Origin of the sequence: Micromonospora sp. NPDC007208 (genome assembly GCF_042869175.1) — a bacterium.
Classification (GTDB): Bacteria; Actinomycetota; Actinomycetes; order Mycobacteriales; family Micromonosporaceae; genus Micromonospora; species Micromonospora foliorum.
In genome coordinates, this window is record NZ_JBIAFG010000001.1 from 596,358 (window position 1) to 616,800 (window position 20,443).

A 20,443-nucleotide genomic window follows, 5' to 3' on the forward strand; every position below is an offset into this window, starting at 1 on the left:
GACGGGCTGATGCCGCAGGGACAACCGAGCAACGTGCCCGCTGACGGGTTGACGACCCGGCAGCGGCGCCACCGGCCACTGCTGATCGTCCATACCGGACAGATGAAGGGGAAGTCGACGGCGGCCTTCGGGTTGGCGTTGCGGGCCTGGACGGCCGGTCTGCCGGTCGGGGTGTTCCAGTTCGTCAAGAGCGCCAAGTGGCGGGTGGGGGAGGAGAACGCGTTCCGGGCGCTCGGCGAGGTGCACGAGCGCACCGGCCAGGGCGCGCCGGTGGCCTGGCACAAGATGGGCGAGGGCTGGTCCTGGATCCAGCGCGGCGGCGACGCCGACCACGCCGCCGACGCCCTGGAGGGCTGGCGGCAGATCCAGCGTGACCTGGCCGCCGAGCGCTACGGGCTGTACGTGCTGGACGAGTTCACCTACCCGATGAAGTGGGGCTGGGTGGACGTCGACGAGGTGGTCGCCACGCTGGCCGACCGGCCCGGCTTCCAACACGTCGTGATCACCGGCCGGGACGCCGACCCGCGGCTGGTCGCCGCCGCTGATCTGGTCGCCGAGCTGACCAAGGTCAAGCACCCGATGGACGCCGGCCAGAAGGGCCAGAAGGGCATCGAGTGGTGAGCGCGCACTTGGCACTGCCCCGGGTGGTGGTCGCCGCCCCGGCCAGCGGCCACGGCAAGACGACTGTGGCCACCGGGCTGCTCGCCGCGCTGCGTCGTCGGGGCCTGACGGTCAGCCCGCACAAGGTCGGCCCCGACTACATCGACCCCGGCTACCACGCCCTCGCCGCCGGGCGACCCGGGCGCAACCTCGACCCGTTCCTGGTCGGGGCCGACCGGATCGCCGCCCTGCTGCGACACGGCGCGAGCGTCCCCACGCCCGCCGACATCGCCGTGGTCGAGGGCGTCATGGGCCTGCACGACGGCGCGGTGGGCCGCCGCGACTACGCCTCCACCGCGCACGTCGCCCGGCTGATCGAGGCGCCCGTGCTGCTGGTGTTGGACACCACCGCGCAGGGCCGGTCGGCCGCCGCGCTCACCCTCGGCATGGCCGCGTTCGACCCGGCGGTACGGATCGGCGGGGTGATCCTCAACCGGGTCGGCTCACCCCGGCACGAGGCGCTGCTGCGCGACGCCCTCGCCGAGGTGGGCGTACCGGTGCTCGGGGCGGTCACCCGCGCCGCCGAGGTGGCCGCGCCCGCCCGGCACCTCGGGTTGGTGCCGGTCGCCGAGCGGGCACCCGAATCCGTCGCGATCGTCACCGCGCTCGCCGAGCTGGTCGAGGCCACCGTGGACCTCGACGCCGTGCTCGACCTGGCCCGCACCGCCCCGCCGCTGACCACCCCGGCGTGGGACCCGGTCGCCGCCGTCGGCGGGCCGGCCGGTGTCGAGCGACCACGGGTCGCGCTCGCCGGTGGTCCGGCTTTCACCTTCTCGTACGCGGAGACCGCCGAACTGCTCGCCGCGGCCGGCGCGGACGTCGTCACCGTCGACCCGCTGCGCGACCCGGCGCTGCCCACCGGCACCCGGGCGGTGGTGATCGGCGGCGGCTTCCCCGAGGCGTACGCCCAGACGCTTGCCGACAACACCGCGCTCCGCGCCGAGCTGGCCGACTTCGACGGGCCGATCGTGGCCGAGTGCGCCGGGCTGCTCTACCTCGGGCGGTCCCTGGACGGCGTACCGATGTGCGGTCGGCTGGACCTGACCGCCCGGATGACCGACCGGCTCACCCTCGGCTACCGGGAGGCCCGGGCCGTCACCGGCTCCCCGGTGGCGCGTGCCGGCGAGGCGGTACGCGGCCACGAGTTCCACCGCACCACCACCGACCCCGGGCACGGCGAGGCGCCGGCGTGGCGCTGGAACGACGCCGAGCACGGCTTCGTCGCCGGGCGGGTGCACGCGTCCTACCTGCACACCCACTGGGCCGGTCACCCGGACGCGGCCCGCCGGCTGGTCGAGGCGTGCCGATGAGCGCCGACACGCAGCGCGCCCACGCGCGGCCGACCGCCGACGTGTCTCCCGCCGACGCCACGCTGACCGGCGTCGGTGTCGGGCCGGGTGACCCGGAACTGCTCACCGTCAAGGCCGTGCGGATCCTGCGCGAGGCCGACGTGGTCTTCGTACCCGTGATGGCGGACCGGGTCGCGCCCACCGCGACGGCCGGTGCGACGCCGCCGGGCGCGGAGGCCGGGCGGGCCGAGGCGACCGTCCGGGAGTACGTGCCGGCGGACCGGCTGCGCCGGCTGCCGTTCGCTCTCGACGACCGGGGTGGGGTGACCGCGCGCCGGGCGGCGGCCTGGGACGACGCCGCCCGGGTGGTGGTCGAGGCGATCGACGCGGGCGCGCGGTCGCTGACGTTCGCCACCATCGGCGACCCCAACGTCTACTCCACCTTCGGGTACCTGGCCCAGAGCGTCCGCGCGCTGCGCCCGGCGGTGCGGGTGGCGACCGTGCCCGGCGTCACCGCCATGCAGGAGCTGGCGGCCCGCAGCGGCACCCCGCTCTGCGAGGGACGCGAACCGCTCACCCTGCTGCCGGCCACCGCCGGCCTGGCGCTCTTCGCCGACGCCCTCGCCGGGCCGGGCACCGTGGTCGCCTACAAGGGCTGGCGGCGGCACCCGGAACTGCTCGCCGAGCTACGCCGGCAGGGTCGCCTCGCCGACGCCGTGCTCGGCCGCAGCCTGGGGTTACCCGGTGAACGGATCGGGCCGGTCGACGACACCGAGCACGACCTGCCGTATTTGTCGACGCTGCTGGTTCCGGCCCGCCGCGAGCACCGAGGAGGAAAGCTGTGACCAGCGACGGCAAGGTGTGGTTCGTCGGCGCCGGCCCGGGGGCGGCGGACCTGCTGACCCTGCGGGCCGCCCGGGTCATCGCCGAGGCGGACATCGTGATCTGGGCGGCCAGCCTGGTGCACGCCGACGTGCTCGACCACGCCCGCCCCGGCGCGGAGATCGTCGACTCGTCGCAGCTGCCCATCGAGGGTGTGCTGCCGCTCTACCGGCGCGCCGCCGAGCAGGGGCTGACCGTGGCCCGGATCCACTCCGGAGACCCGGCGCTGTGGGGCGCGGTGCAGGAACAGCTGGACCTGTGCCGGGCGCTCGACCTGGCCGTCGAGATCGTGCCCGGGGTGTCCTCGTTCACCGCCGTCGCGGCGATCGTCGGACGGGAGCTGACCGTGCCCGAGGTGGCCCAGTCGGTGATCCTCACCCGCCTCGAAGGCGGCAAGACCCCGATGCCGCCCGGTGAGCGGGTCCGCGACTTCGCCCGACACGGCACCACAATGGCGCTGTTCCTATCCGCCGCCCGCTCCGGGCAGGTCCAGGCCGAGCTACTGGCCGGCGGCTACCCGGAGGACACCCCGGCCGTGGTGGCGTACCAGGCCACCTGGCCCGACGAACTGGTGGTGCGCTGCACGGTCGGCACCCTGGAGGCGACGGTCAAGCAGCACAAGCTGTGGAAGCACACCCTGTTCCTGGTCGGGCCGGCCCTCGCCGCCGAGGGCACCCGCTCGCACCTCTACCACCCCGGGCACTTCCACACCTTCCGTCGGGCCGAGCCGGCCGCCCGCGCCGAGCTGCGCCGCCAGGCCAGCGCCCGCACCGGGGGGACAGCCACACCATGACGTACGCCGAGCCGCCGCTGCGCGAGCCGGACCTGCCGCGTACCGCGAAGGTCCGGCCCACCGCGCTGCGCACCGGCTGGACCACCGGCGCGTGCGCGACGGCGGCGGCCAAGGCCGCGGTCACCGCGCTGGTCACCGGCAGCACACAGCAGGAGGTGGAGATCGGCCTGCCCGCCGGACGCCGGGTGCGCTTCCCGGTGGAACGCTGCGAGGTGACAGGCAGCCCGCCGGTGCGCGCCGAGGCGGTGGTGGTCAAGGACGCCGGGGACGACCCGGACGTCACCCACGGCGCCGAGCTGACCGCCACCGTGGACTGGACCGACGCCCCCGGCCTGCGGCTCGCCGGCGGTGCCGGCGTCGGCACGGTCACCAAGCCGGGCCTCGGGCTCGCGGTCGGCGGCCCGGCGATCAACGACACCCCCCGCCGGATGATCGGCGAGGCGGTCGCGGAGGTGGTCGACCTCAGCGAGGTCGGAGTCCGGGTGGTGATCAGCGTGCCCAGGGGCGAGATCATGGCCCGCAAGACCACCAACCGTCGACTCGGCATCCTCGGCGGGATCTCGATCCTCGGCACCACCGGGATCGTCCGCCCCTTCTCCACCGCGTCGTGGCGGGCCAGCGTCGTGCAGGCCGTGCACGTGATGGCCGCCCAGGGCGAGCGGACCGTGGTGCTCTGCACCGGCGGGCGTACCGAGCGGGCCGCCCGCGCGCTCCTGCCCGACCTGCCCGAGGTCTGCTTCGTCGAGGTCGGCGACTTCACCGGAGCGGCCGTGACCGCCGCCGTGGGTGACGCGATGACCGGGGTGGTCTTCGTCGGCATGGCCGGCAAGCTCGCCAAACTCGCGGCCGGCATCCTGATGACCCACTACACCCGCTCCAAGGTGGACCTCTCCCTGCTCGGCGCCGTGACCGCCGAGGCCGGCGGTGACCCGTCGCTGGTCGCCGCCGTGACCGAGGCGAACACCGGACGGCACGCGTACGAGCTGTGGGAGGCCGCCGGGCTGCTGGCACCGGCCGGGGACCTGCTCTGTCAGCGGGTCCGTCAGGTGCTGCGGCGATTCGCCGGGCCGACGGTCACCGTGGACGTGGCGATGGTCGACTTCGCCGGAGCACACGTCGTCGCCTCGTCCGGCCGGTGGCCCCGGTGACGCCGGTGGAGTCGGGTGCCTCGGTGACGCCGATGAGCCCCGTGACCGTGGTCGGCCTGGACGCGGCGGGCGCGCCGCCGCACCCCGCGCTCGCACCGGTGCTGGCCACCGCCGGGCTGGTGGTCGGGGCCGCCCGGCACCTGGCCGCGGTGCCCGTACCGGCCGGCGCGGACACCATCACCCTCGGGCCGCTCGCCCCCGCCCTGCACCGCCTCGCCGAGGCCGTTGACGCCGGGGTGCCGGCCGTGGTGCTGGCCAGCGGTGATCCCGGCCTGTTCGGCATCGTCCGGCGGCTGCGCGCGGCCGGGCTGCCGCTGCGGGTGGTGCCGGCGGTGTCCAGTGTGGCCGCCGCGTTCGCCCGCGCCGGGCTGCCCTGGGACGGCGCCGCCGTGGTCACCGCGCACGGGCGCGACCCAAGAGCAGCCCTGAACGCCTGCCGGGCGCTGCCGCTGGTCGCGGTGCTCACCGCGCCCGGCGCCGGCGCGGCCGAGCTGGGCGCCGGCCTGATCGGCTGGTCCCGCCGCCTGCTGGTCGCCGAGCACCTGGGCACCGCCGACGAACGGGTTCGCGCGGTGACCCCCGAACAGGCCGCCGCCGAGACCTGGGCCGACCCGCACGTCCTGCTCAGCCTCGCCGACGCCGCGCCCGCCGGGCCCGCGGACGCCGCGACCGGTCTGGGCAGGGCCGGCGGCATGCGCGCCGACAACCAGCCCGCCGCCGCGCCGGCCGGCGGCTGGGCGCTGCCGGAGGACCGGTACGCCCACCGCGACTCCATGATCACGAAGTCGGAGGTGCGCGCCCTCGTCGTCGCCCGGCTGCGTCCCCGACTGGGCCGGCTGGTCTGGGACGTCGGCGCGGGCAGCGGCTCGGTCGGCATCGAGTGCGCGCTGCTCGGCGCGGCAGTCCTCGCCGTCGAACAGGACCCCGAGGCCGGCGCGACCATCCGGGCCAACGCCGCCGCGCACGCCGTGCACGTCCGGCTGGTCACCGGCCGGGCCCCGGCGGCGCTGGCCGACCTCCCCGAGCCCGACGCGGTGTTCGTCGGCGGTGGCGGCGTCGACGTCCTCACCGCCGTGGTGGCCCGCCGACCCGAGCGGGTGGTGCTCACCCTGGCCGCACTGGACCGGGTCGCACCGGCCGTGGGTCTGCTGCGCGCCGCCGGCTACACGGTCGAGGGCAGCCAGCTCTCCGCCGCCCGCCTCGCCGACCTGCCCGGCGGGTCGATCCGCCTCGCGGCCACCAACCCGGTGGTCGTCCTCACCGGGGAGCGCCAGTGACCGACCAGAACCCGCCCGCCCGGATCGGCCTGGTGGCGGCCACCGCCGCCGGCCGCCGGCACGCCGACACCCTGGCCGCCGCATGGCCGCACGCCCGGCTGGTCGAGGGGGAGACCGTCGCCGACGCGCTGCGGACCGCCTGGGCCGGGTGTGACGCGGTGATCGCGTTCCTGGCCGCCGGGGCGGTGGTGCGGATCGTCGCGCCGCTGCTCGACGACAAGCGCACCGACCCGGCGGTGGTGGTCGTCGACGAGGCGGCCCGGCACGCCGTGGCACTGCTCGGTGGGCACGCCGGTGGGGGCAACGCCCTCGCCGAGCGGGTCGCCGCCCTGCTGGACGCCCGACCGGTGATCACCACCGCCACCGACGCGGTCGACCTGCCAGGGCTGGACACCCTCGGCTGGCCGGTCCAGGGCGCGGTTGCCGCAGTGTCCCGGGCCATCCTGGACGGCGAGCCGGTCCGGCTGATCGCCGACGCCGACTGGCCACTGCCCGCCCTGCCCCCGAACGTGCGCGCCGCCGCCGAGGACTCGACGGACGACGGGTACCGACTGCTGGTGACCGACCGGGTCGTGTCACCCGACGAGCGGACCGCCGTGCTGCGGCCGCCGTCGCTTGTCGCCGGCGTCGGGGCGAGTCGGGGCGTACCCGCCGCCGAGGTGGCGGAGCTGCTGCACCGGGTGCTGGCCGAGGCCGGCCTCGACCCGGCGAGCCTGCGCTGCCTGGCCACCGCCGACATCAAGGCCGACGAGGCGGGCATCCGCAGCACCGTCGACGCGCTCGGCGTACCCCTGGTGACCTGGCCGGCGGCGCGGCTGGCGGCGGTCGACGTGCCGCACCCCAGCGAGGTGGTCCGCGCCGCGGTCGGCACGCCGAGCGTGGCGGAGGCCGCGGCCCTGCTCGGCCCGGACGGCCGGGCCGACGACGCGACGCTGCTGGTGGGGAAGACCGCGACGGCGATGGCCACGGTGGCGGTGGCCCGGCACGCGCCACGCGGCCGGCTGGCCGTCGTCGGCCTCGGGCCGGGCGCCGCCGACCTGCGCACCCCCCGCGCGGTGGCCGAGCTGCGTCGCGCCGCCGTGGTGGTCGGCCTGGACCAGTACCTGGAGCAGGTCCGCGACGTGCTCCGCCCGGGAACGCGGGTGCTCTCCAGCGGGCTGGGCGCGGAGGAGGCGCGGGCACGCGCCGCCGTCGCCGAGGCCGCCGCCGGCCGGGCGGTCGCGCTGATCGGTTCCGGCGACGCCGGGGTGTACGCGATGGCCAGCCCCGCCCTGGAGTACGCCGACGAGCGGATCGACGTGGTGGGCGTGCCCGGCGTCACCGCCGCCCTCGCTGCCGGGGCGCTGCTCGGCGCGCCGCTCGGCCACGACCACGCCTACCTGAGCCTGTCCGATCTGCACACCCCGTGGGACGTCATCGAACGGCGGGTGACCGCCGCCGCCGAGGGTGACTTCGTGACGCTCTTCTACAACCCGCGCAGCCGGGCCCGCGACTGGCAGCTCGGCAAGGCGCTCGGCATCCTCGCCGCGCACCGACCACCGGACACCCCGGTGGGCGTGGTGCGCAACGCCAGCCGCCCCGGCGAACGGGTGCACCTCGCGACCCTGGCCACGCTCGACCCGGCCATCGTCGACATGTACAGCGTCGTGGTCGTCGGCAGCAGCGACACCCGGCTGGTCGCCGGCCGGATGGTCACACCCCGGGGGTATCGGTGGCGCTCGTGACGATCGACGCGTGCCAGGGCTGCGGCGCCTGCCTGCTCACCTGCCCCACGCACGCGATCCGCCCGGTCGCCGGTGGCCTCACGGTCCGCGCCGACCGGTGCACCGGCTGCCTGGAGTGCCTGGAGATCTGCCCGGTCGACGCGATCCGCGTCGTCGAGCCCGACGCGGTTGGAGGAACCCGATGAGCCGGGTGGTGCACCCCATCGAGGTCGAGTCGTACCGCATCCTGCGCGAGCGCGTCGACCTGTCGTACCTGCCGCCGCTGAGCCGAGCGGTGACCGAGCGGGTGGTGCACGCCAGCGCCGACCTCGCGTACGTTGACGAGCTGGTGTGCGACGAGGCGGCCCTGGAGTCGGGGCTGGCCGCGTTGTGCGCCGGGGCGCCGGTGGTCACCGACGTGGCGATGGTCGCCGCCGGCATCACCCGGGCCGGCCTGGAACTGGTCTGCCCGGTCGCCGAGCCGGCCGCCGCCGTCCTGGCCCGCTCGGCCGGCATCACCCGCTCGGCGGCGGCCGTCCGGATCGCCCTTGAACGGGTCGGGCCCGGGGCGGTCTGGGTGGTCGGCTGCGCGCCCACCGCGCTCGTCGAACTGCTCACCCTGGACGCCGCACCGGCGCTCGTCGTCGGCCTGCCGGTCGGCTTCGTGGGCGCCGCCGAGTCGAAGGCGGCGCTGCGGGCCAGCGGCCTGCCCGCCGTGTCCAACGTGGGGGAGAAGGGTGGCTCGGCGGTCGCCGCCGCCGCCCTCAACGCCCTGCTCTACGTCGAGGAGAAGTCATGACCGGGTTGGTCATCGTCGGGCACGGTACGCGCAGCGCGGCCGGGGTCGAGCAGTTCGCCGCTCTCGTCGAGCGGGTCCGCGGTCGCGGTGCCATCGGGGACGTCGAGGGCGGCTTCATCGAGCTGTCCCGCCCACCGCTGACCGACGCGGTCGGCGCGCTCGTCGCCCGCGGGCACCGGGCACTGGTGGCGCTGCCGCTGGTGCTCACCGGCGCCGGCCACGGCAAGGGCGACATCCCGGCCGCGATGGCCCGGGAACAGCAGCGCCACCCCGGGCTGGGCTACCGCTACGGCCGCCCGCTCGGCCCGCACCCGCTGCTGCACGAAGCCCTCGAACAACGCATCGACGCGGCCCTGGCCGGTGCCGACCGGGCCGACACGTGGGTGGCGTTGATCGGGCGGGGGTCCACCGACCCGGACGCCAACGCCGAGGTCGCCAAGGTCGCCCGGCTGCTCTGGGAGGGGCGCGGCTACGCGGGCGTGGAGCCGGGGTTCATCTCCCTGGCGCAACCGTCGGTGCCGGCCGTGCTGGAGCGGTTGCGCCGCCTCGGCGCGCGGCGGATCGTGGTGGCACCGTACTTCCTGTTCGCCGGGGTGCTGCCCGATCGGATCGTCGCCCAGTCGGCGGAGTTCGCCGCCGCCCACCCCGACCTGGACGTCCGCGTCGCCGAGGTGATCGGCGACTGTGACGCCCTCGCCGACCTCGTTCTCGAGCGGTACGCGGAGGCGCTGGGCGGGGACATCCGGATGAACTGCGACACCTGCGCGTACCGGGTGTTGATGCCCGGGTTCGCCGACAAGGTGGGTCGTCCGCAACGCCCGCACGACCACCCCGACGACCCGGTCGGCCACCACCACGGGCACGACCACGCACACCACGACCACGACCACGACCACGGTTCGGTCGCCGTGGTCGGCGGCGGGCCGGGGCCCGACGACCTGATCACGGTACGCGGAAAGGCGCTGCTCGACGCGGCGGACGTCGTGGTGGTCGACCGACTCGCCCCGCAGGGGCTGCTCGCCGGGCTGCGCCCCGACGTGCTGGTGGTCGACGCCGCGAAGGTGCCCCGTGGCCCGTCGATGGCCCAGGAGGCGATCAACGAGGCCCTCGTGTCACACGCCCGCGCCGGTCGCCGGGTGGTCCGGCTCAAGGGCGGCGACCCGTACGTCTTCGGGCGCGGCCACGAGGAGGTACAGGCGTGTGCGGCGGCCGGCGTGCCGGTGACGGTGGTCCCCGGGGTGAGCAGCGCGCTCGCCGCACCGGCGCTCGCCGGCGTGCCGGTGACGCACCGGGGCGTGGCGCACGACGTCACCGTGGTGTCCGGGCACCTGCCGCCCGGGCACCCCGACTCGCTCGTCGACTGGGCGGCGTTGGCCCGGGCCCGGGGCACCGTCGTGCTGCTGATGGCCGTCGACACCATCGCCAAGATCGCGTCCGTGCTGATCGAGCACGGTCGCGCCCCGGAGACCCCGGTGCTGGCGGTGCAGGACGCCGGGCTGCCCGACCAGCGGTCGGTGCCAGCCCGGCTGGACGAGATCGGCGCCGTCGCCGCCCGGGAGGGCGTCGCCCCACCCGCTGTCTTCGTCCTCGGCCCGGTGGTGGCCCTCACCACCACCGGACCGACGGGATGACGACTACTCGCTGCGGGCGGTCTCCGGCCCGGTGATGCGTTCCAGCAGCGGCAGGGTGGAGGCGATGACGCCGAGGCAGGCCGCCAACCCGACGACCACGATCACGTAGAAGCCGGGATGCGGCGCGACGAGCGTGTAGTCCATCTGCGCCCGCAGGAACAGGTGGGCGGCGAGCAGGCCCATGCCGATGGCGACGGCGGCGACGGCGAGCATCGGTACGGCGCTCTCCAGCGCCACCACCCGGCGCAGGACCCGCACCGGCGCGCCGCTGAGACGCAGCAGGCTGAACGGACGTCGGCGTTCGGTGAGACCACCGATGACGCTGACCGCGAGGCTGCACCCGCCGAGCGCGAGGCTGGCCACGATGATGACGTTGGCCAGTTGTTCCCAGCCGCGCAGCGTGTCGGCGAAGTCCGACTCGAAGTCGCCGGGCACGTTCGGCCCGACCCAGAAGGTCGGGAAGGCGACCTCCAGTACGGTGCGGGTGCGCTCGATGGCCGTGGCGGAGCCGTCCGTGCCGACGACCATCGACACCACCGGCAGCCGCTGGAGTTCGTCGAGGGTGAGCGACGCGGCGGGCCAGACCGTCGCGGGCGACGCCGACTCCCGCCAGCGGCTGAGGCCCAACGGCACCTCGGCGACGCTCGCGCCGTCGGCGCACCGGCCGTACGCGCTCGGGAGGTCGGTACACGCGATCACCCCGGCTTCGCCGCCGGTCATCATGTCGGGGTTCTCCCGGATGGCGGTCGCGGAGCGCACCCCCGTGATCGCACGAAGCTCGGCGAAGAGGCTGTCGGGCACCGACGGGGCCTTCTCGTCGAAGACGGTGGTCACCGTGCCCGCGTCGGTCGAGCCGATCGGCGACGGGCCGCGGTTGGCGACGATCGTGGTGATCACGCCGACGGCCACGCTCGTGACGAAGAGCGCGAGCATGATGCCGCTGATCGCCCGGAAGCCGGCCTTCGGGTTGTCGGCGAGGCGTCGCGCGGCGATGAGCGTGGCCGGGCGGTTGGCGTGTCGGGCCATCACCCGCGCGCCGACCATCGTCAACCAGGGGCCGGCGAAGACCAGGCCAGCCATGACGAGCAGAAGGGTCGGTAGGAACAACGCGGTCTGACCGTCGGACGTCTCGGGTCGGTAGCCGAGGGCGAAGAACAGCACGGCGACGCCGAGCACCATCGGGATCAGCCGGTACGCGCGCGGTGCGCGAGGGGTGACCCGCCGGGTGACGCCCAGCGGCGAGATCCGTACCCGGCGCAGCGAGACCTGGGCCGCCAGCGCCGCGCCGGCCGGGACGCCGAGTGCCACCAGCAGGACGTCCAGCACGCCGAGGGACATGTCGGTGGGGAAGAACGGCATGCCGGTGAACGGGATGCCCGCGAGCGGGTCGCGGAAGGCGTAGAACAGGCCGAAGCCGACGGCGGTGCCGGCGACGGCGGCGGCGGCCGCCTCCACCGCGGCGACCAGCGAGATCTGCCGTGGTGTCGCGCCGACCAGGCGCATCGCGGCGAAGCGCTGCTCCCGACGGGCGGCGCTGAGCCGGGTGGCGGTGCCGATGAAGATCAGCACCGGGAAGAGCAGCCCACCGGCGATCACGCCCAGGATGAGGTTCACCGTCGTCTCGGGCAGCGCGGGGGCGTCGCCGACCCTGGTGACCTGCTGCGCGTTGGGCAGTTTCGCGACCTCCTCGGGGGTGCCGCCGGCGATCACGAGCAGGGTGTCCGGCGAGGTCAGCGCTGCCGGGCCAACGGTGCCGAGGTCACGTCCCGGGTAGCGGTCGCCCAGCTGGTCGGCCGGGTGGGCGGCCAGCAGTTGGCGGAACGCGGGCGAGGCGTAGTACTCACCGGGACCCGGGGTGGTCGGGATGCCGACCGGGGTGGGCGCGGTCGAGCCCGTCGCGGCGACGTCGATCCGGATGATCTGCTCACCGTGGAAGTAGTCCTGCCGGTTCGACCACCACAGCGGGTCGGCGTCGGCGGTCGACGGGTTGGGATACATCGACGCGTACCGGGTGAGCTGGGCGTTGACCGCGTTGACCCCGGCGAGGGTGGTCAGCAGCAGCCCGCTGCCGACCGCGACGGCGGCGGCGATGACGACCAGGCGGGTGAGCGCCTCACGGCCGCCGGCCACGGCGAGGCGGAGCGCGAAGCGGATCACGAGGCGATCCGGTCCGGCGCGTTCACGCGCCCGTCGCGGACCATGACCTCGCGGTCGGCGTACGCCGCGATCCTCGGCTCGTGGGTCACCAGGATGACAGTGGTGCCCTGCTCGCGGGCGGCGCCGACCAGCAGGTCCATGACCTGCTCGCCGGTGAGCGAGTCGAGCGCGCCGGTCGGCTCGTCGGCGAAGAGCACCTGCGGCTCGGCGACCAGGCCGCGGGCCAGGGCCACGCGTTGCGCCTGCCCGCCGGAGAGCTCACCCGAGCGCCGCTGCTCCAGGCCGTCCAGGCCGAGGCGCGCGAACCAGTCGTACGCCTTCGGCAGCGCCTGCTTTCGGCGTACGCCGCTGAGCAGCAGTGGCAGCGCGACGTTCTCCACCGCGGTCAGCTCGGGGACGAGTTGACCGAACTGGAACACGAAACCGAACCGGTCCCGGCGCAGGCTGCTGCGCTCGGTCTCGGCCATGGCGTGCACTCCGGCCCCGTCGAAGAGGATCTCGCCGGAGTCGGGCACCAGGATGCCGGCCAGGCAGTGCAACAGGGTGGACTTGCCCGAGCCGCTGGGGCCCATGACGGCGAGGATCTCGCCCGCCTCGACGGCGACGCTGGCGCCGCGCAGGGCGGGGGTCTGACCGAAGGAGAACTCCACGTCGCGCGCTTCGATCACGACGCTCACGGCCGCACCTCTTTCCGCAGGGCGTCCAGTCGGGCGCCGGTCATCTCGATCCACCGGAGGTCCGCCTCCAGGTGGTAGAGGCCGTGGTCGGCCAGCAGCGCGTCGACCAGGCTGCCGGCGCGCTTGATCTCGGTGAGCTCCCGCATCCGGTGCAGGTGCGCGCTGCGCTGGGTGTCGAGGTATTCGGCGGCCGGCCGGTCCAGCATCAGCGCGAGCACGACCTTGGCGAAGAGCACCGTCTGCAGGTGCGGCTCCGGGTCGACCGGTTGGGTCAGCCACTGCTCGACCTCGGTCGCGCCGACGTCGGTGATGATGTAGCGCTTGCGGTCGGGGCCGGCGCCGGGGGCGACGTCGCTGATCACCACCTTGCCGTCGCGGGCCAGTCGGCTGAGGGTGGAGTAGACCTGGCCGAACGGCAGTGGCTTGCCTCGGCCGAAGAAGGCGTCGTAGTCGCGCTTCAGGTCGTAACCGTGGCTGGGCTCCCGTTCGAGGAGGCCGAGAAGGGTCAGTGGCACGCTCATGCCAGCAGACTACACTGAGGGTATACCTCGCGTATATACCTTCGGTGTATTGCTGACTGGCGCCTGGTCCGGGCGCTGGTGTCGATGGAAATGGGTGCGGCCTGGCGGGTGCGCGCTCAGCCGGTCAGGGCTCGGGCCAGGGCGTAGCCGGCGCTGGCCGCGACGAGCCCGGCGGCCACGCTGCCCACCACGTTGGCCAGCGCGAGGAGCCGCCGGCCACCCCGGGCCAGCCGCAGCGTCTCGTAGCTGAAGGTGGAGTAGGTGGTCAGCGCCCCGCAGAACCCGGTGCCGACCAACGCGCTTGCCGCCGGGCCGGCCGGCCACCCGATCAGGACGCCGAGCAGCAGCGATCCGGCCACGTTGACGAGCAAGGTGCCCCAGGGGAACGGTGAGCCGTGCCGGGACTGCACGGCCCGGTCGGTGAGGTAGCGCAGCGGCGCGCCGACGGCCGCGCCCAGGGCGATGAGCAGGACGGTCATCGGGTCGCCCGCCGCAGTAGCCCGGCGGTGACGGCGTCGCCCAGGGCGACCGCGACGAGCGCCCCGAGCACCGTCGCGGCGAGGTACGCCAGTGCGGTGCCCGGTGCGCCCACGACGAACGCCTGCTGGACGTCGACCGCGTAGGTGGAGAAGGTGGTGAACCCGCCGAGCACCCCGACCCCGAGGAACGGGCGAGCCAGCGGATGCCCGCCGTCGAGGTGCCCGAGCACCGCCATCAGCACGCCGATCAGCAGGCAACCGGACGTGTTGATGGCGAACGTGGCCCACGGAAAGCCGGTCGGTGGGTGCGGCACGGCATGTTGCAGGCTGGCCCGGGCCAGCGCGCCGAGCACCCCGCCGGCCGCGATCGCGGCGAGAACCGTCGCGGGGCGCGCGGTCAGCTCGCGGCGGTCGGTGGGGACGCGCAGGTCGACGTCGGGGTCGGTACGCGGCTCGAACGGCTCTGGCACGGCTCCTCAGCGTAGTGCCGGCGCCAGCGGCGTCACCGCACTGCCGCGACGGCGGCGTCCGGGCCGCCTCGCCAGACCGTGCCGACCTCGCTGAACCCGGCCGCGGTCAGTGCGGCCAGGTGCCAGGAGACCGGCGGGTTCCACTCGGGGCTGTGCCCGGTCGGGTAGATCGCGTGTCGCTGGGCGACCAGCGGGGCGAGGGCCGGGTCGGCGCCGGCCCGCTCCCACCAGTCCGACCAGGACAGCACCGAGCCGGCGGTGTATCGGGCGTTGCGCCGGTCCCGGGCCCGGTCCATCAGCCGTTTGGTCAGCTCCGGCAGGGTGTCGTCGATCATGTGGTCGGCGTTGACGAAGACGCCGCCCGGTCGCAGCACGTCGCGCAGTTCGGCGTAGAGCTGCCCGAGCCGGTCGGCCGACAGCCAGTGCAGGGCGGTGGCGGTGAGCACGGCGTCGTACTCCTGGTGGGGGAGCGTGGAGCGCCACTCGGGGGTGCCGAGGTCGGCCGTGATGATGGTGGCCCGGTCGGCCAGCGAGGCGTCGGCGATGGCGAGCAGCGCCGGGTCGAGGTCGATCAGTGTCGTCTCCGCGGCGGGGAAGCGCGCCAGCGTTCGCAGCGAGATGGTGCCGGTGCCGCCGGCCAGGTCGAGCACGCGCGGTGGCCGGCCGTCGAGGACCGCGTCGACGGTGTCGAGCATGGCGGTGAACCGGTGTTCCCGGTCCGGGAGGTAGGCCTCCTGCTGACGGTCCCAGCTCTCCTGCCAGGCCCAGGGATCCACGATGTAAGGACTCATGGCGATCAGGCTAGTTACGGTACGAGGGCGCTGGCCAGACCTTGTTGCACATCTTTTGCAATTGCGGGAGGATGGCAGGGCGATGATCAGAGCGACGCCGGGCCGGGCATCCGCCCGGCCCGGCGCCCCTCCTGCGGGCCGGGTCAGACCGTGGTGTCCACCAGGCTCGTGTCGGCCCGGGCCGGTTCGTCGCGCCGGGCCAGCCGCAGCGCGCCGAGGAGTACGCCCAGACCGATGAGGGTGAGTGCGGCGCCGGCCCAGATCGGCGAGGTGTAGCCGAGCCCGGCGGCGATTGTCACCCCGCCGATCCACGCGCCCAACGCGTTGCCGAGGTTGAACGCGGCGATGTTCGCGCCGGACGCCAGGGTCGGCGCCTGGTGGGCGTACCGCATGATCCGCATCTGCAGGGGCGGCACGGTGGCAAAGCCGAACCCGCCCATCAGCACCAGCGCGACGATGGTCAGCACCGGGTTGGTGGCGGTCAGCGCGAAGCCGACGAGCACCACGGTGAGCACCGCCAAGACGGTGACCAGGGTGCGCGACAGCGACCTGTCCGCCGCCCGACCGCCGAGCAGATTGCCCGCGAAGAGCCCGACCCCGAAGAGGACGAGCAGCCACGGCACGGTGCTGGTGGCGAAGCCGCTGACCTCGGTGAGCGTGTAGGCGATGTAGGTGAACGCGCCGAACATCCCGCCGAAGCCCAGGACGGTGATCACCAGGGAGAGCCAGACCTGCGGGTGGGTGAAGGCCCGCAACTCGCCGCGCAGCCCACCGGCTGGACGGTCGGCGTTGGCGGTGTCGCCCGCCGGGATAAGCAGGGCCAACCCGACCAGGGCGACCACCCCGATGGCGGTGATCGCCCAGAACGTCGACCGCCAGCCGAAGTGCTGCCCGAGGAAGGTCCCGAACGGCACCCCGAGCACGTTCGCGATGGTCAGGCCGGCGAACATCATGGCGATGGCGCCCGCCCGGCGGGCCGGTGCGACCAGGCCGGCGGCGACCACGGCGCCGATGCCGAAGAACGCGCCGTGGCAGAGCGCGGCGACGATCCGGCCGACCATCATCACGGCGTAGTCGCCGGCGACGGCGGAGAGCAGGTTGCCGATGATGAAGAGCACCATCAGGCCGAGCAGTACCGGCTTGCGCGGCAGTCGGGTGACCGCCGCGGTGAGGGCGACGCCGCCGACGGCCACGCTGAGCGCGTAGCCGGAGATCAACCAGCCGGCCACCGGCTCGGTGACCGCGAAGTCGGCGGCCACCTCGGGCAACAACCCCATGATCACGAATTCGGTGAGCCCGATGCCGAAGGCGCCGATGGCCAGCGCGATCAGGCCGGGCGGGAGGGACGTGTGGCGTACGGACATGGTCTTCCCATCCGGAGGAGGCAGATATGCGGCGCATGCAACTACACGCGGAAGCAACGAAATACTTGCACGCGCTTTATATCGGCGCAAGCGTGGTAGCCTGGGGACCGTTCAGATCACACCCAGGAGGCCGGCATGGGCATCGCCGACGACGCGGTCGAGATCCGCGCGCAGGGCTGGCGCACCCTCGCCGCCCTGCACGGGCTGATCGAGACGTCCCTGGAGCGGGCCCTGCAGGCCGGCCACGACCTCTCCGTCGTCGAATACACGGTGCTCGACGCGCTCTCCCGGCAGGACGGCTGGCACATGCGGATGAGCCAGCTCGCCCGCGCCGCCGCGCTCTCCGGCAGCGCCACCACCCGGCTGGTCACCCGCCTCGAACAGCGGGGGCTGCTCACCCGCATCCTCTGCGCCGACGACCGGCGCGGCATCTACACCGAGCTGACCCCGGCCGGCTCCGAGCTGCTCGCCCAGACCCGACCGACCCACGACCGGGTGCTCACCGACGCGCTCGCCCAGGCCGAGGCCACCCCCGAGCTGGCACCGCTGGTCGACGCCCTGCACCGGCTGCCGGCCGCCCGCTGACCACCCGCCGGCCCGGGCGACGGCGGGCGTACGGTACCCGCAGCCCCACCGGGACCGCCGCGCCAAGGAGGCAGCCGATGCAGGACCGCACCCCTCGTCCGGAGGAGCTGGAGCCGATCGAGCGCGCCGGCATCGACGAGCTGCGCGCCCTGCAACGTGACCGACTGCGCTGGTCGTTGCGGCACGCGTACGACAACGTGCCGCACTACCGGCGGGCGTTCGACGCCGCCGGCGTGCACCCCGACGACTGCCGGGACCTCGACGACCTGGCGCGTTTCCCGTTCACCGGCAAGGCGGAGCTGCGGGAGAACTACCCGTTCGGCATGTTCGCCGTACCCCGGGAGCGGGTCGCCCGCCTGCACGCCTCCTCCGGCACCACCGGCCGGCCGACGGTGGTCGGCTACACCCGCGACGACCTGCGTACCTGGGCGCGGCTGATGGCCCGGTCGATCCGTGCCTCCGGCGGTCGTCCCGGCGACCGGGTGCACGTCGCGTACGGCTACGGGCTCTTCACCGGCGGCCTGGGCGCGCACTACGGGGCCGAGGAGCTGGGCTGCACGGTCATCCCGGTCTCCGGTGGCATGACCGAGCGCCAGGTCATGCTGATCCGCGACTTCGAGCCCGAGGTCATCATGGTCACGCCCAGCTACCTGCTGGCCATCGTGGACGAGATGCGCCGCCAGGGCATCGACCCGCGCGCCACCTCACTGCAGGTGGGCATCTTCGGCGCCGAGCCGTGGACCGAGGACATGCGCCGGGAGATCGAGCAGCAACTGGACATCCACGCCCTCGACATCTACGGGCTCTCCGAGGTGATGGGTCCCGGCGTGGCGACCGAGTGCGTCGAGACCAAGGACGGGCTGCACCTCTGGGAGGACCACTTCTACCCGGAGATCATCGACCCGGTCACCGGGGCGGTGCTGCCCGACGGCGAGCGGGGTGAGCTGGTGTTGACCTCCCTGACCAAGGAAGCGATGCCGGTCGTGCGCTACCGCACCCGCGACCTGACCCGGCTGCTGCCCGGCACCGCCCGGCCGATGCGCCGGATCGAGAAGATCACCGGCCGGACCGACGACATGATGATCCTGCGCGGGGTGAACATCTTCCCCACCCAGATCGAGGAGCTGATCCTGCGCACCCCGCAGCTGTCGCCGCACTTCCAGTGCGTCCTCGATCGGCACGGCCGGCTGGACACCCTGACGGTGCGGGTGGAGCGGCGGGCCGACGTCGACGTGGACGCCGCCGAGCGGGCCGGAGGCACGCTGGTTGCGCTGGTGAAGAACACCATAGGCGTCAGCGTGGCGGTCGACGTCCTCGCCCCGGACACGGTGGAACGGTCAATGGGCAAGATGCGCCGCATCGTCGACCAGCGACCGTCCGGCCCCACCGCCTAGCGTTGTCCGCTCGCGTTGTCGACATAGGATCCTGCCCATGCGCGTGCTGGTGGTCTCCGCCCCGCTCGTCGGGCACGTCTTCCCGCTGGTGCCGCTCGCGGTCGCGTTACGCGACGCCGGCCACGACGTGTTGGTGGCCACCGGCGGTGGTGGTCTCGCCGCCGCCGACGCCGGTCTGGCGGTGCACGACGTCGCGCCGAATTTCGACTTCGGGCGGATCGCGCTGCGGGTCTTTCCCCGCCATCCGCTGATCGCGCGGGCCGAGCTGGCCGGCACCGCCGGCACCCGGGGCGCCGGCCTGCTGTTCGGCGCGCTCAACGACCAGCTCACCGACCCGGTGGTCGCGCTGGCCACCCGGTGGCGGCCGGATCTGGTGCTCCACGAGCCGTTCGCGGTCGCCGGCGCGGTGGCCGCCGCGCGGCTCGACGTGCCGGCCGTACGCCAGGAGAACGCCCTCTTCGACGGTAGGGACCTGGTCCGCGCCACCGTGGCCCGACTCGGCGCGGCACTGCGCCGGCACGGCCTCACCGAGCTGCCCGCGCCGGTCGCGGCCCTCGCCGTGGCCCCGCCCAGCGTCGCCACCCAGGGCGGTTGGCCGATGCGCTACACGTCCTACGTGGGCGGCGGCGAGTTGCCGGCCTGGCTGCGCGAGCCGGGTGAGCGCCCCCGGATCCTGGTCACCCGCAGCACCCTCACCGGCCCCGGCGACCAAGGGCCGATGCCCGCCGTGGTGGCCGCCGCCGCCGAGGTGGACGCCGAGATCGTGCTGGTCCGCCCCGACGAGCGGTCGGCCCGTTCGGTGCCCGGCAACGTGCGGGTGGTCGACTGGATCCCGCTCGACGAGGCGTTGCCGGCGAGCGCGGCGCTGGTGCACCACGGCGGGGCGGGTAGCGCCCTCGGCGCCCTCGCCGCCGGCCTGCCCCAGCTGGCCACCACGGGCCCGGGGGACCGGCGGCACAACGCCGAGCTGGTGGCCCGCCGGGGCGCCGGTCTGGCGCTGCGACCCCGGGACATCACCGCGCGGGCACTGACCCAGCTGCTCACCGACGAGCGGCTGCGTACCGCTGCGGCGCAGGTCAGTCGCGAGATCGCCGCGATGCCGCCACCCGCCGACCTCGTCGCGCGGCTGACGGCACTGGTCTGACACCCACCCCGCGTGGCCACACCGGACGGACCGCCGACTGCGGCAGGATGACCGGATGCGACACGTCGTGCTGTTCCACTCCGTGTACGGGCTGCGGCCCGCCGTGCGCGCCGCCGCCGACCGGCTGCGCGCCGCCGGGCACCAGGTCAGCACCCCCGACCTGTACGGCGTCCCGGCCACCGACACCGTCGAGGAGGGCTTCGCGCTGCTCGACAAGGTCGGCCAGGACGTGGTGCTGGACCGGGCCCGCGACGCGCTGCGTGACCTGCCACCGGAGGCGGTGCTCGCCGGCTTCTCGATGGGCGCCGGCGTGGCCGGGGCGCTGCTGGCCGAACGCCCCGACGCCGCCGGTCTGCTCCTGCTGCACGGCACCGGCGGCGCCCCGGACGCGGTCCGACCCGGGTTGCCGGTGCAGCTGCACCTCGCCGACCCCGATCCGTACGACGCGCCGGACGAGGTCGACGAGTGGCAGCAGGCGCTGACCGACGCCGGCGCCGACCTGACGGTCTTCCGCTATCCCGGCGTGGGTCACCTGTTCACCGACCCGGACGTGGCCGAGTACTCCCCGGACGCCACCGCGGCGGCCTGGCCGCGCGTGCTGGCCTTCCTGGCCGCCCGCTGAGCACCCGTCCCCGTGTCCTGGCCCCGGCGGACGTTCGGCGGCAACCCCCGGGCCGCG

Annotated in this window: 21 protein-coding genes; 14 read left to right on the top strand and 7 right to left on the bottom strand. The window is 74.6% G+C overall.

Annotated features, from left to right (window positions below):
• The first annotated feature begins 9 nt into the window (after positions 1-9).
• From cobO to cobA, 10 genes are read left to right on the top strand one after another with little or no spacing between them, the layout of a single operon-like run.
• Positions 10-621, top strand: a complete 612-nt coding sequence (cobO, locus tag ACFYL6_RS02510; RefSeq protein ID WP_112624358.1) for a cob(I)yrinic acid a,c-diamide adenosyltransferase — start codon at positions 10-12, stop codon at positions 619-621.
• Positions 615-1,970 (top strand): cobyrinate a,c-diamide synthase, encoded by a 1,356-nt coding sequence (locus tag ACFYL6_RS02515; protein ID WP_387166384.1) that lies wholly within the window; start codon positions 615-617, stop codon positions 1,968-1,970. Before cobO ends, ACFYL6_RS02515 begins: the two co-directional genes overlap by 7 nt.
• Positions 1,967-2,794, top strand: coding sequence for a precorrin-2 C(20)-methyltransferase (cobI, locus tag ACFYL6_RS02520; RefSeq protein WP_387166386.1), 828 nt, complete (start codon positions 1,967-1,969; stop codon positions 2,792-2,794). The genes ACFYL6_RS02515 and cobI overlap by 4 nt, the downstream gene beginning before the upstream one ends.
• The gene (gene cobM, locus ACFYL6_RS02525) at positions 2,791-3,624 is read left to right on the top strand and encodes a precorrin-4 C(11)-methyltransferase (protein ID WP_387166388.1); all 834 of its coding nucleotides are present in this window, start codon (positions 2,791-2,793) and stop codon (positions 3,622-3,624) included. Before cobI ends, cobM begins: the two co-directional genes overlap by 4 nt.
• On the top strand, positions 3,621-4,772 hold the full coding sequence (locus ACFYL6_RS02530; protein WP_387166390.1) for a cobalt-precorrin-5B (C(1))-methyltransferase: 1,152 nt from the start codon (positions 3,621-3,623) through the stop codon (positions 4,770-4,772). The genes cobM and ACFYL6_RS02530 overlap by 4 nt, the downstream gene beginning before the upstream one ends.
• A complete protein-coding gene (gene cbiE, locus ACFYL6_RS02535; RefSeq protein ID WP_387166392.1) occupies positions 4,760-6,049 on the top strand; it encodes a precorrin-6y C5,15-methyltransferase (decarboxylating) subunit CbiE in 1,290 nt (429 codons plus the stop codon). The genes ACFYL6_RS02530 and cbiE overlap by 13 nt, the downstream gene beginning before the upstream one ends.
• Positions 6,046-7,773 carry a precorrin-3B C(17)-methyltransferase gene (gene cobJ / locus ACFYL6_RS02540; RefSeq protein WP_387166394.1) on the top strand — a complete coding sequence of 576 codons (1,728 nt, stop codon included), beginning with the start codon at positions 6,046-6,048 and terminating at the stop codon, positions 7,771-7,773. The genes cbiE and cobJ overlap by 4 nt, the downstream gene beginning before the upstream one ends.
• Positions 7,761-7,958: a DUF362 domain-containing protein gene (locus tag ACFYL6_RS02545; RefSeq protein ID WP_387166396.1), complete on the top strand. Its 198-nt coding sequence runs from the start codon at positions 7,761-7,763 to the stop codon at positions 7,956-7,958. The genes cobJ and ACFYL6_RS02545 overlap by 13 nt, the downstream gene beginning before the upstream one ends.
• A complete protein-coding gene (locus ACFYL6_RS02550) occupies positions 7,955-8,551 on the top strand; it encodes a precorrin-8X methylmutase (protein WP_387166398.1) in 597 nt (198 codons plus the stop codon). The genes ACFYL6_RS02545 and ACFYL6_RS02550 overlap by 4 nt, the downstream gene beginning before the upstream one ends.
• The gene (cobA, locus tag ACFYL6_RS02555; RefSeq protein WP_387166400.1) at positions 8,548-10,182 is read left to right on the top strand and encodes a uroporphyrinogen-III C-methyltransferase; all 1,635 of its coding nucleotides are present in this window, start codon (positions 8,548-8,550) and stop codon (positions 10,180-10,182) included. The genes ACFYL6_RS02550 and cobA overlap by 4 nt, the downstream gene beginning before the upstream one ends.
• Before the next feature lie 3 nt (positions 10,183-10,185).
• Here the strand turns inward: cobA and ACFYL6_RS02560 are convergent, their stop codons facing one another.
• The 7 genes from ACFYL6_RS02560 to ACFYL6_RS02590 all read right to left on the bottom strand — a co-directional run bounded on the left by ACFYL6_RS02560 (position 10,186) and on the right by ACFYL6_RS02590 (position 16,641).
• The gene (locus ACFYL6_RS02560; RefSeq protein ID WP_387166402.1) at positions 10,186-12,339 is read right to left on the bottom strand and encodes an FtsX-like permease family protein; all 2,154 of its coding nucleotides are present in this window, start codon (positions 12,337-12,339) and stop codon (positions 10,186-10,188) included.
• Positions 12,336-13,016: an ABC transporter ATP-binding protein gene (locus ACFYL6_RS02565; protein WP_238661700.1), complete on the bottom strand. Its 681-nt coding sequence runs from the start codon at positions 13,014-13,016 to the stop codon at positions 12,336-12,338. Before ACFYL6_RS02565 ends, ACFYL6_RS02560 begins: the two co-directional genes overlap by 4 nt.
• Positions 13,013-13,537, bottom strand: coding sequence for a PadR family transcriptional regulator (locus ACFYL6_RS02570; protein WP_145781434.1), 525 nt, complete (start codon positions 13,535-13,537; stop codon positions 13,013-13,015). Before ACFYL6_RS02570 ends, ACFYL6_RS02565 begins: the two co-directional genes overlap by 4 nt.
• Before the next feature lie 116 nt (positions 13,538-13,653).
• The gene (gene crcB / locus ACFYL6_RS02575; RefSeq protein WP_387166405.1) at positions 13,654-14,016 is read right to left on the bottom strand and encodes a fluoride efflux transporter CrcB; all 363 of its coding nucleotides are present in this window, start codon (positions 14,014-14,016) and stop codon (positions 13,654-13,656) included.
• On the bottom strand, positions 14,013-14,486 hold the full coding sequence (locus tag ACFYL6_RS02580; protein WP_387166407.1) for a fluoride efflux transporter FluC: 474 nt from the start codon (positions 14,484-14,486) through the stop codon (positions 14,013-14,015). The genes crcB and ACFYL6_RS02580 overlap by 4 nt, the downstream gene beginning before the upstream one ends.
• A 32-nt stretch (positions 14,487-14,518) precedes the next feature.
• Positions 14,519-15,277, bottom strand: coding sequence for a class I SAM-dependent methyltransferase (locus tag ACFYL6_RS02585; RefSeq protein WP_387166409.1), 759 nt, complete (start codon positions 15,275-15,277; stop codon positions 14,519-14,521).
• Positions 15,278-15,420: 143 nt separating this feature from the next.
• The gene (locus ACFYL6_RS02590; protein WP_387166411.1) at positions 15,421-16,641 is read right to left on the bottom strand and encodes an MFS transporter; all 1,221 of its coding nucleotides are present in this window, start codon (positions 16,639-16,641) and stop codon (positions 15,421-15,423) included.
• 135 nt (positions 16,642-16,776) lie between these two features.
• On the opposite strand from ACFYL6_RS02590, the gene ACFYL6_RS02595 reads away from it, so the two are divergent.
• From ACFYL6_RS02595 to ACFYL6_RS02610, 4 genes are all read left to right on the top strand, one after another.
• Positions 16,777-17,226 (top strand): MarR family winged helix-turn-helix transcriptional regulator, encoded by a 450-nt coding sequence (locus ACFYL6_RS02595; RefSeq protein WP_279515709.1) that lies wholly within the window; start codon positions 16,777-16,779, stop codon positions 17,224-17,226.
• A gap of 77 nt (positions 17,227-17,303) precedes the next feature.
• Complete coding sequence (paaK, locus tag ACFYL6_RS02600; RefSeq protein WP_387166413.1) at positions 17,304-18,620, top strand: phenylacetate--CoA ligase PaaK; 1,317 nt, start codon at positions 17,304-17,306, stop codon at positions 18,618-18,620.
• Between the two features lie 37 nt (positions 18,621-18,657).
• Positions 18,658-19,764 (top strand): nucleotide disphospho-sugar-binding domain-containing protein, encoded by a 1,107-nt coding sequence (locus ACFYL6_RS02605; RefSeq protein WP_387166415.1) that lies wholly within the window; start codon positions 18,658-18,660, stop codon positions 19,762-19,764.
• 55 nt (positions 19,765-19,819) lie between these two features.
• Positions 19,820-20,386 carry a dienelactone hydrolase family protein gene (locus ACFYL6_RS02610; RefSeq protein WP_387166417.1) on the top strand — a complete coding sequence of 189 codons (567 nt, stop codon included), beginning with the start codon at positions 19,820-19,822 and terminating at the stop codon, positions 20,384-20,386.
• Positions 20,387-20,443 lie beyond the last annotated feature (57 nt).

Excerpts from the sequence above, each read along its gene's own strand:
- cobO (WP_112624358.1), top strand. The coding sequence starts at position 10 with ATGCCGCAGGGACAACCGAGCAACGTGCCCGCTGACGGGTTGACGACC.
- cobI (WP_387166386.1), top strand. The coding sequence starts at position 1,967 with ATGAGCGCCGACACGCAGCGCGCCCACGCGCGGCCGACCGCCGACGTG.
- ACFYL6_RS02530 (WP_387166390.1), top strand. The coding sequence starts at position 3,621 with ATGACGTACGCCGAGCCGCCGCTGCGCGAGCCGGACCTGCCGCGTACC.
- ACFYL6_RS02550 (WP_387166398.1), top strand. The coding sequence starts at position 7,955 with ATGAGCCGGGTGGTGCACCCCATCGAGGTCGAGTCGTACCGCATCCTG.
- cobA (WP_387166400.1), top strand. The coding sequence starts at position 8,548 with ATGACCGGGTTGGTCATCGTCGGGCACGGTACGCGCAGCGCGGCCGGG.
- ACFYL6_RS02570 (WP_145781434.1), bottom strand. The coding sequence starts at position 13,537 with ATGAGCGTGCCACTGACCCTTCTCGGCCTCCTCGAACGGGAGCCCAGC.
- crcB (WP_387166405.1), bottom strand. The coding sequence starts at position 14,016 with ATGACCGTCCTGCTCATCGCCCTGGGCGCGGCCGTCGGCGCGCCGCTG.
- ACFYL6_RS02585 (WP_387166409.1), bottom strand. The coding sequence starts at position 15,277 with ATGAGTCCTTACATCGTGGATCCCTGGGCCTGGCAGGAGAGCTGGGAC.
- ACFYL6_RS02590 (WP_387166411.1), bottom strand. The coding sequence starts at position 16,641 with ATGTCCGTACGCCACACGTCCCTCCCGCCCGGCCTGATCGCGCTGGCC.
- ACFYL6_RS02595 (WP_279515709.1), top strand. The coding sequence starts at position 16,777 with ATGGGCATCGCCGACGACGCGGTCGAGATCCGCGCGCAGGGCTGGCGC.
- paaK (WP_387166413.1), top strand. The coding sequence starts at position 17,304 with ATGCAGGACCGCACCCCTCGTCCGGAGGAGCTGGAGCCGATCGAGCGC.
- ACFYL6_RS02605 (WP_387166415.1), top strand. The coding sequence starts at position 18,658 with ATGCGCGTGCTGGTGGTCTCCGCCCCGCTCGTCGGGCACGTCTTCCCG.
- ACFYL6_RS02610 (WP_387166417.1), top strand. The coding sequence starts at position 19,820 with ATGCGACACGTCGTGCTGTTCCACTCCGTGTACGGGCTGCGGCCCGCC.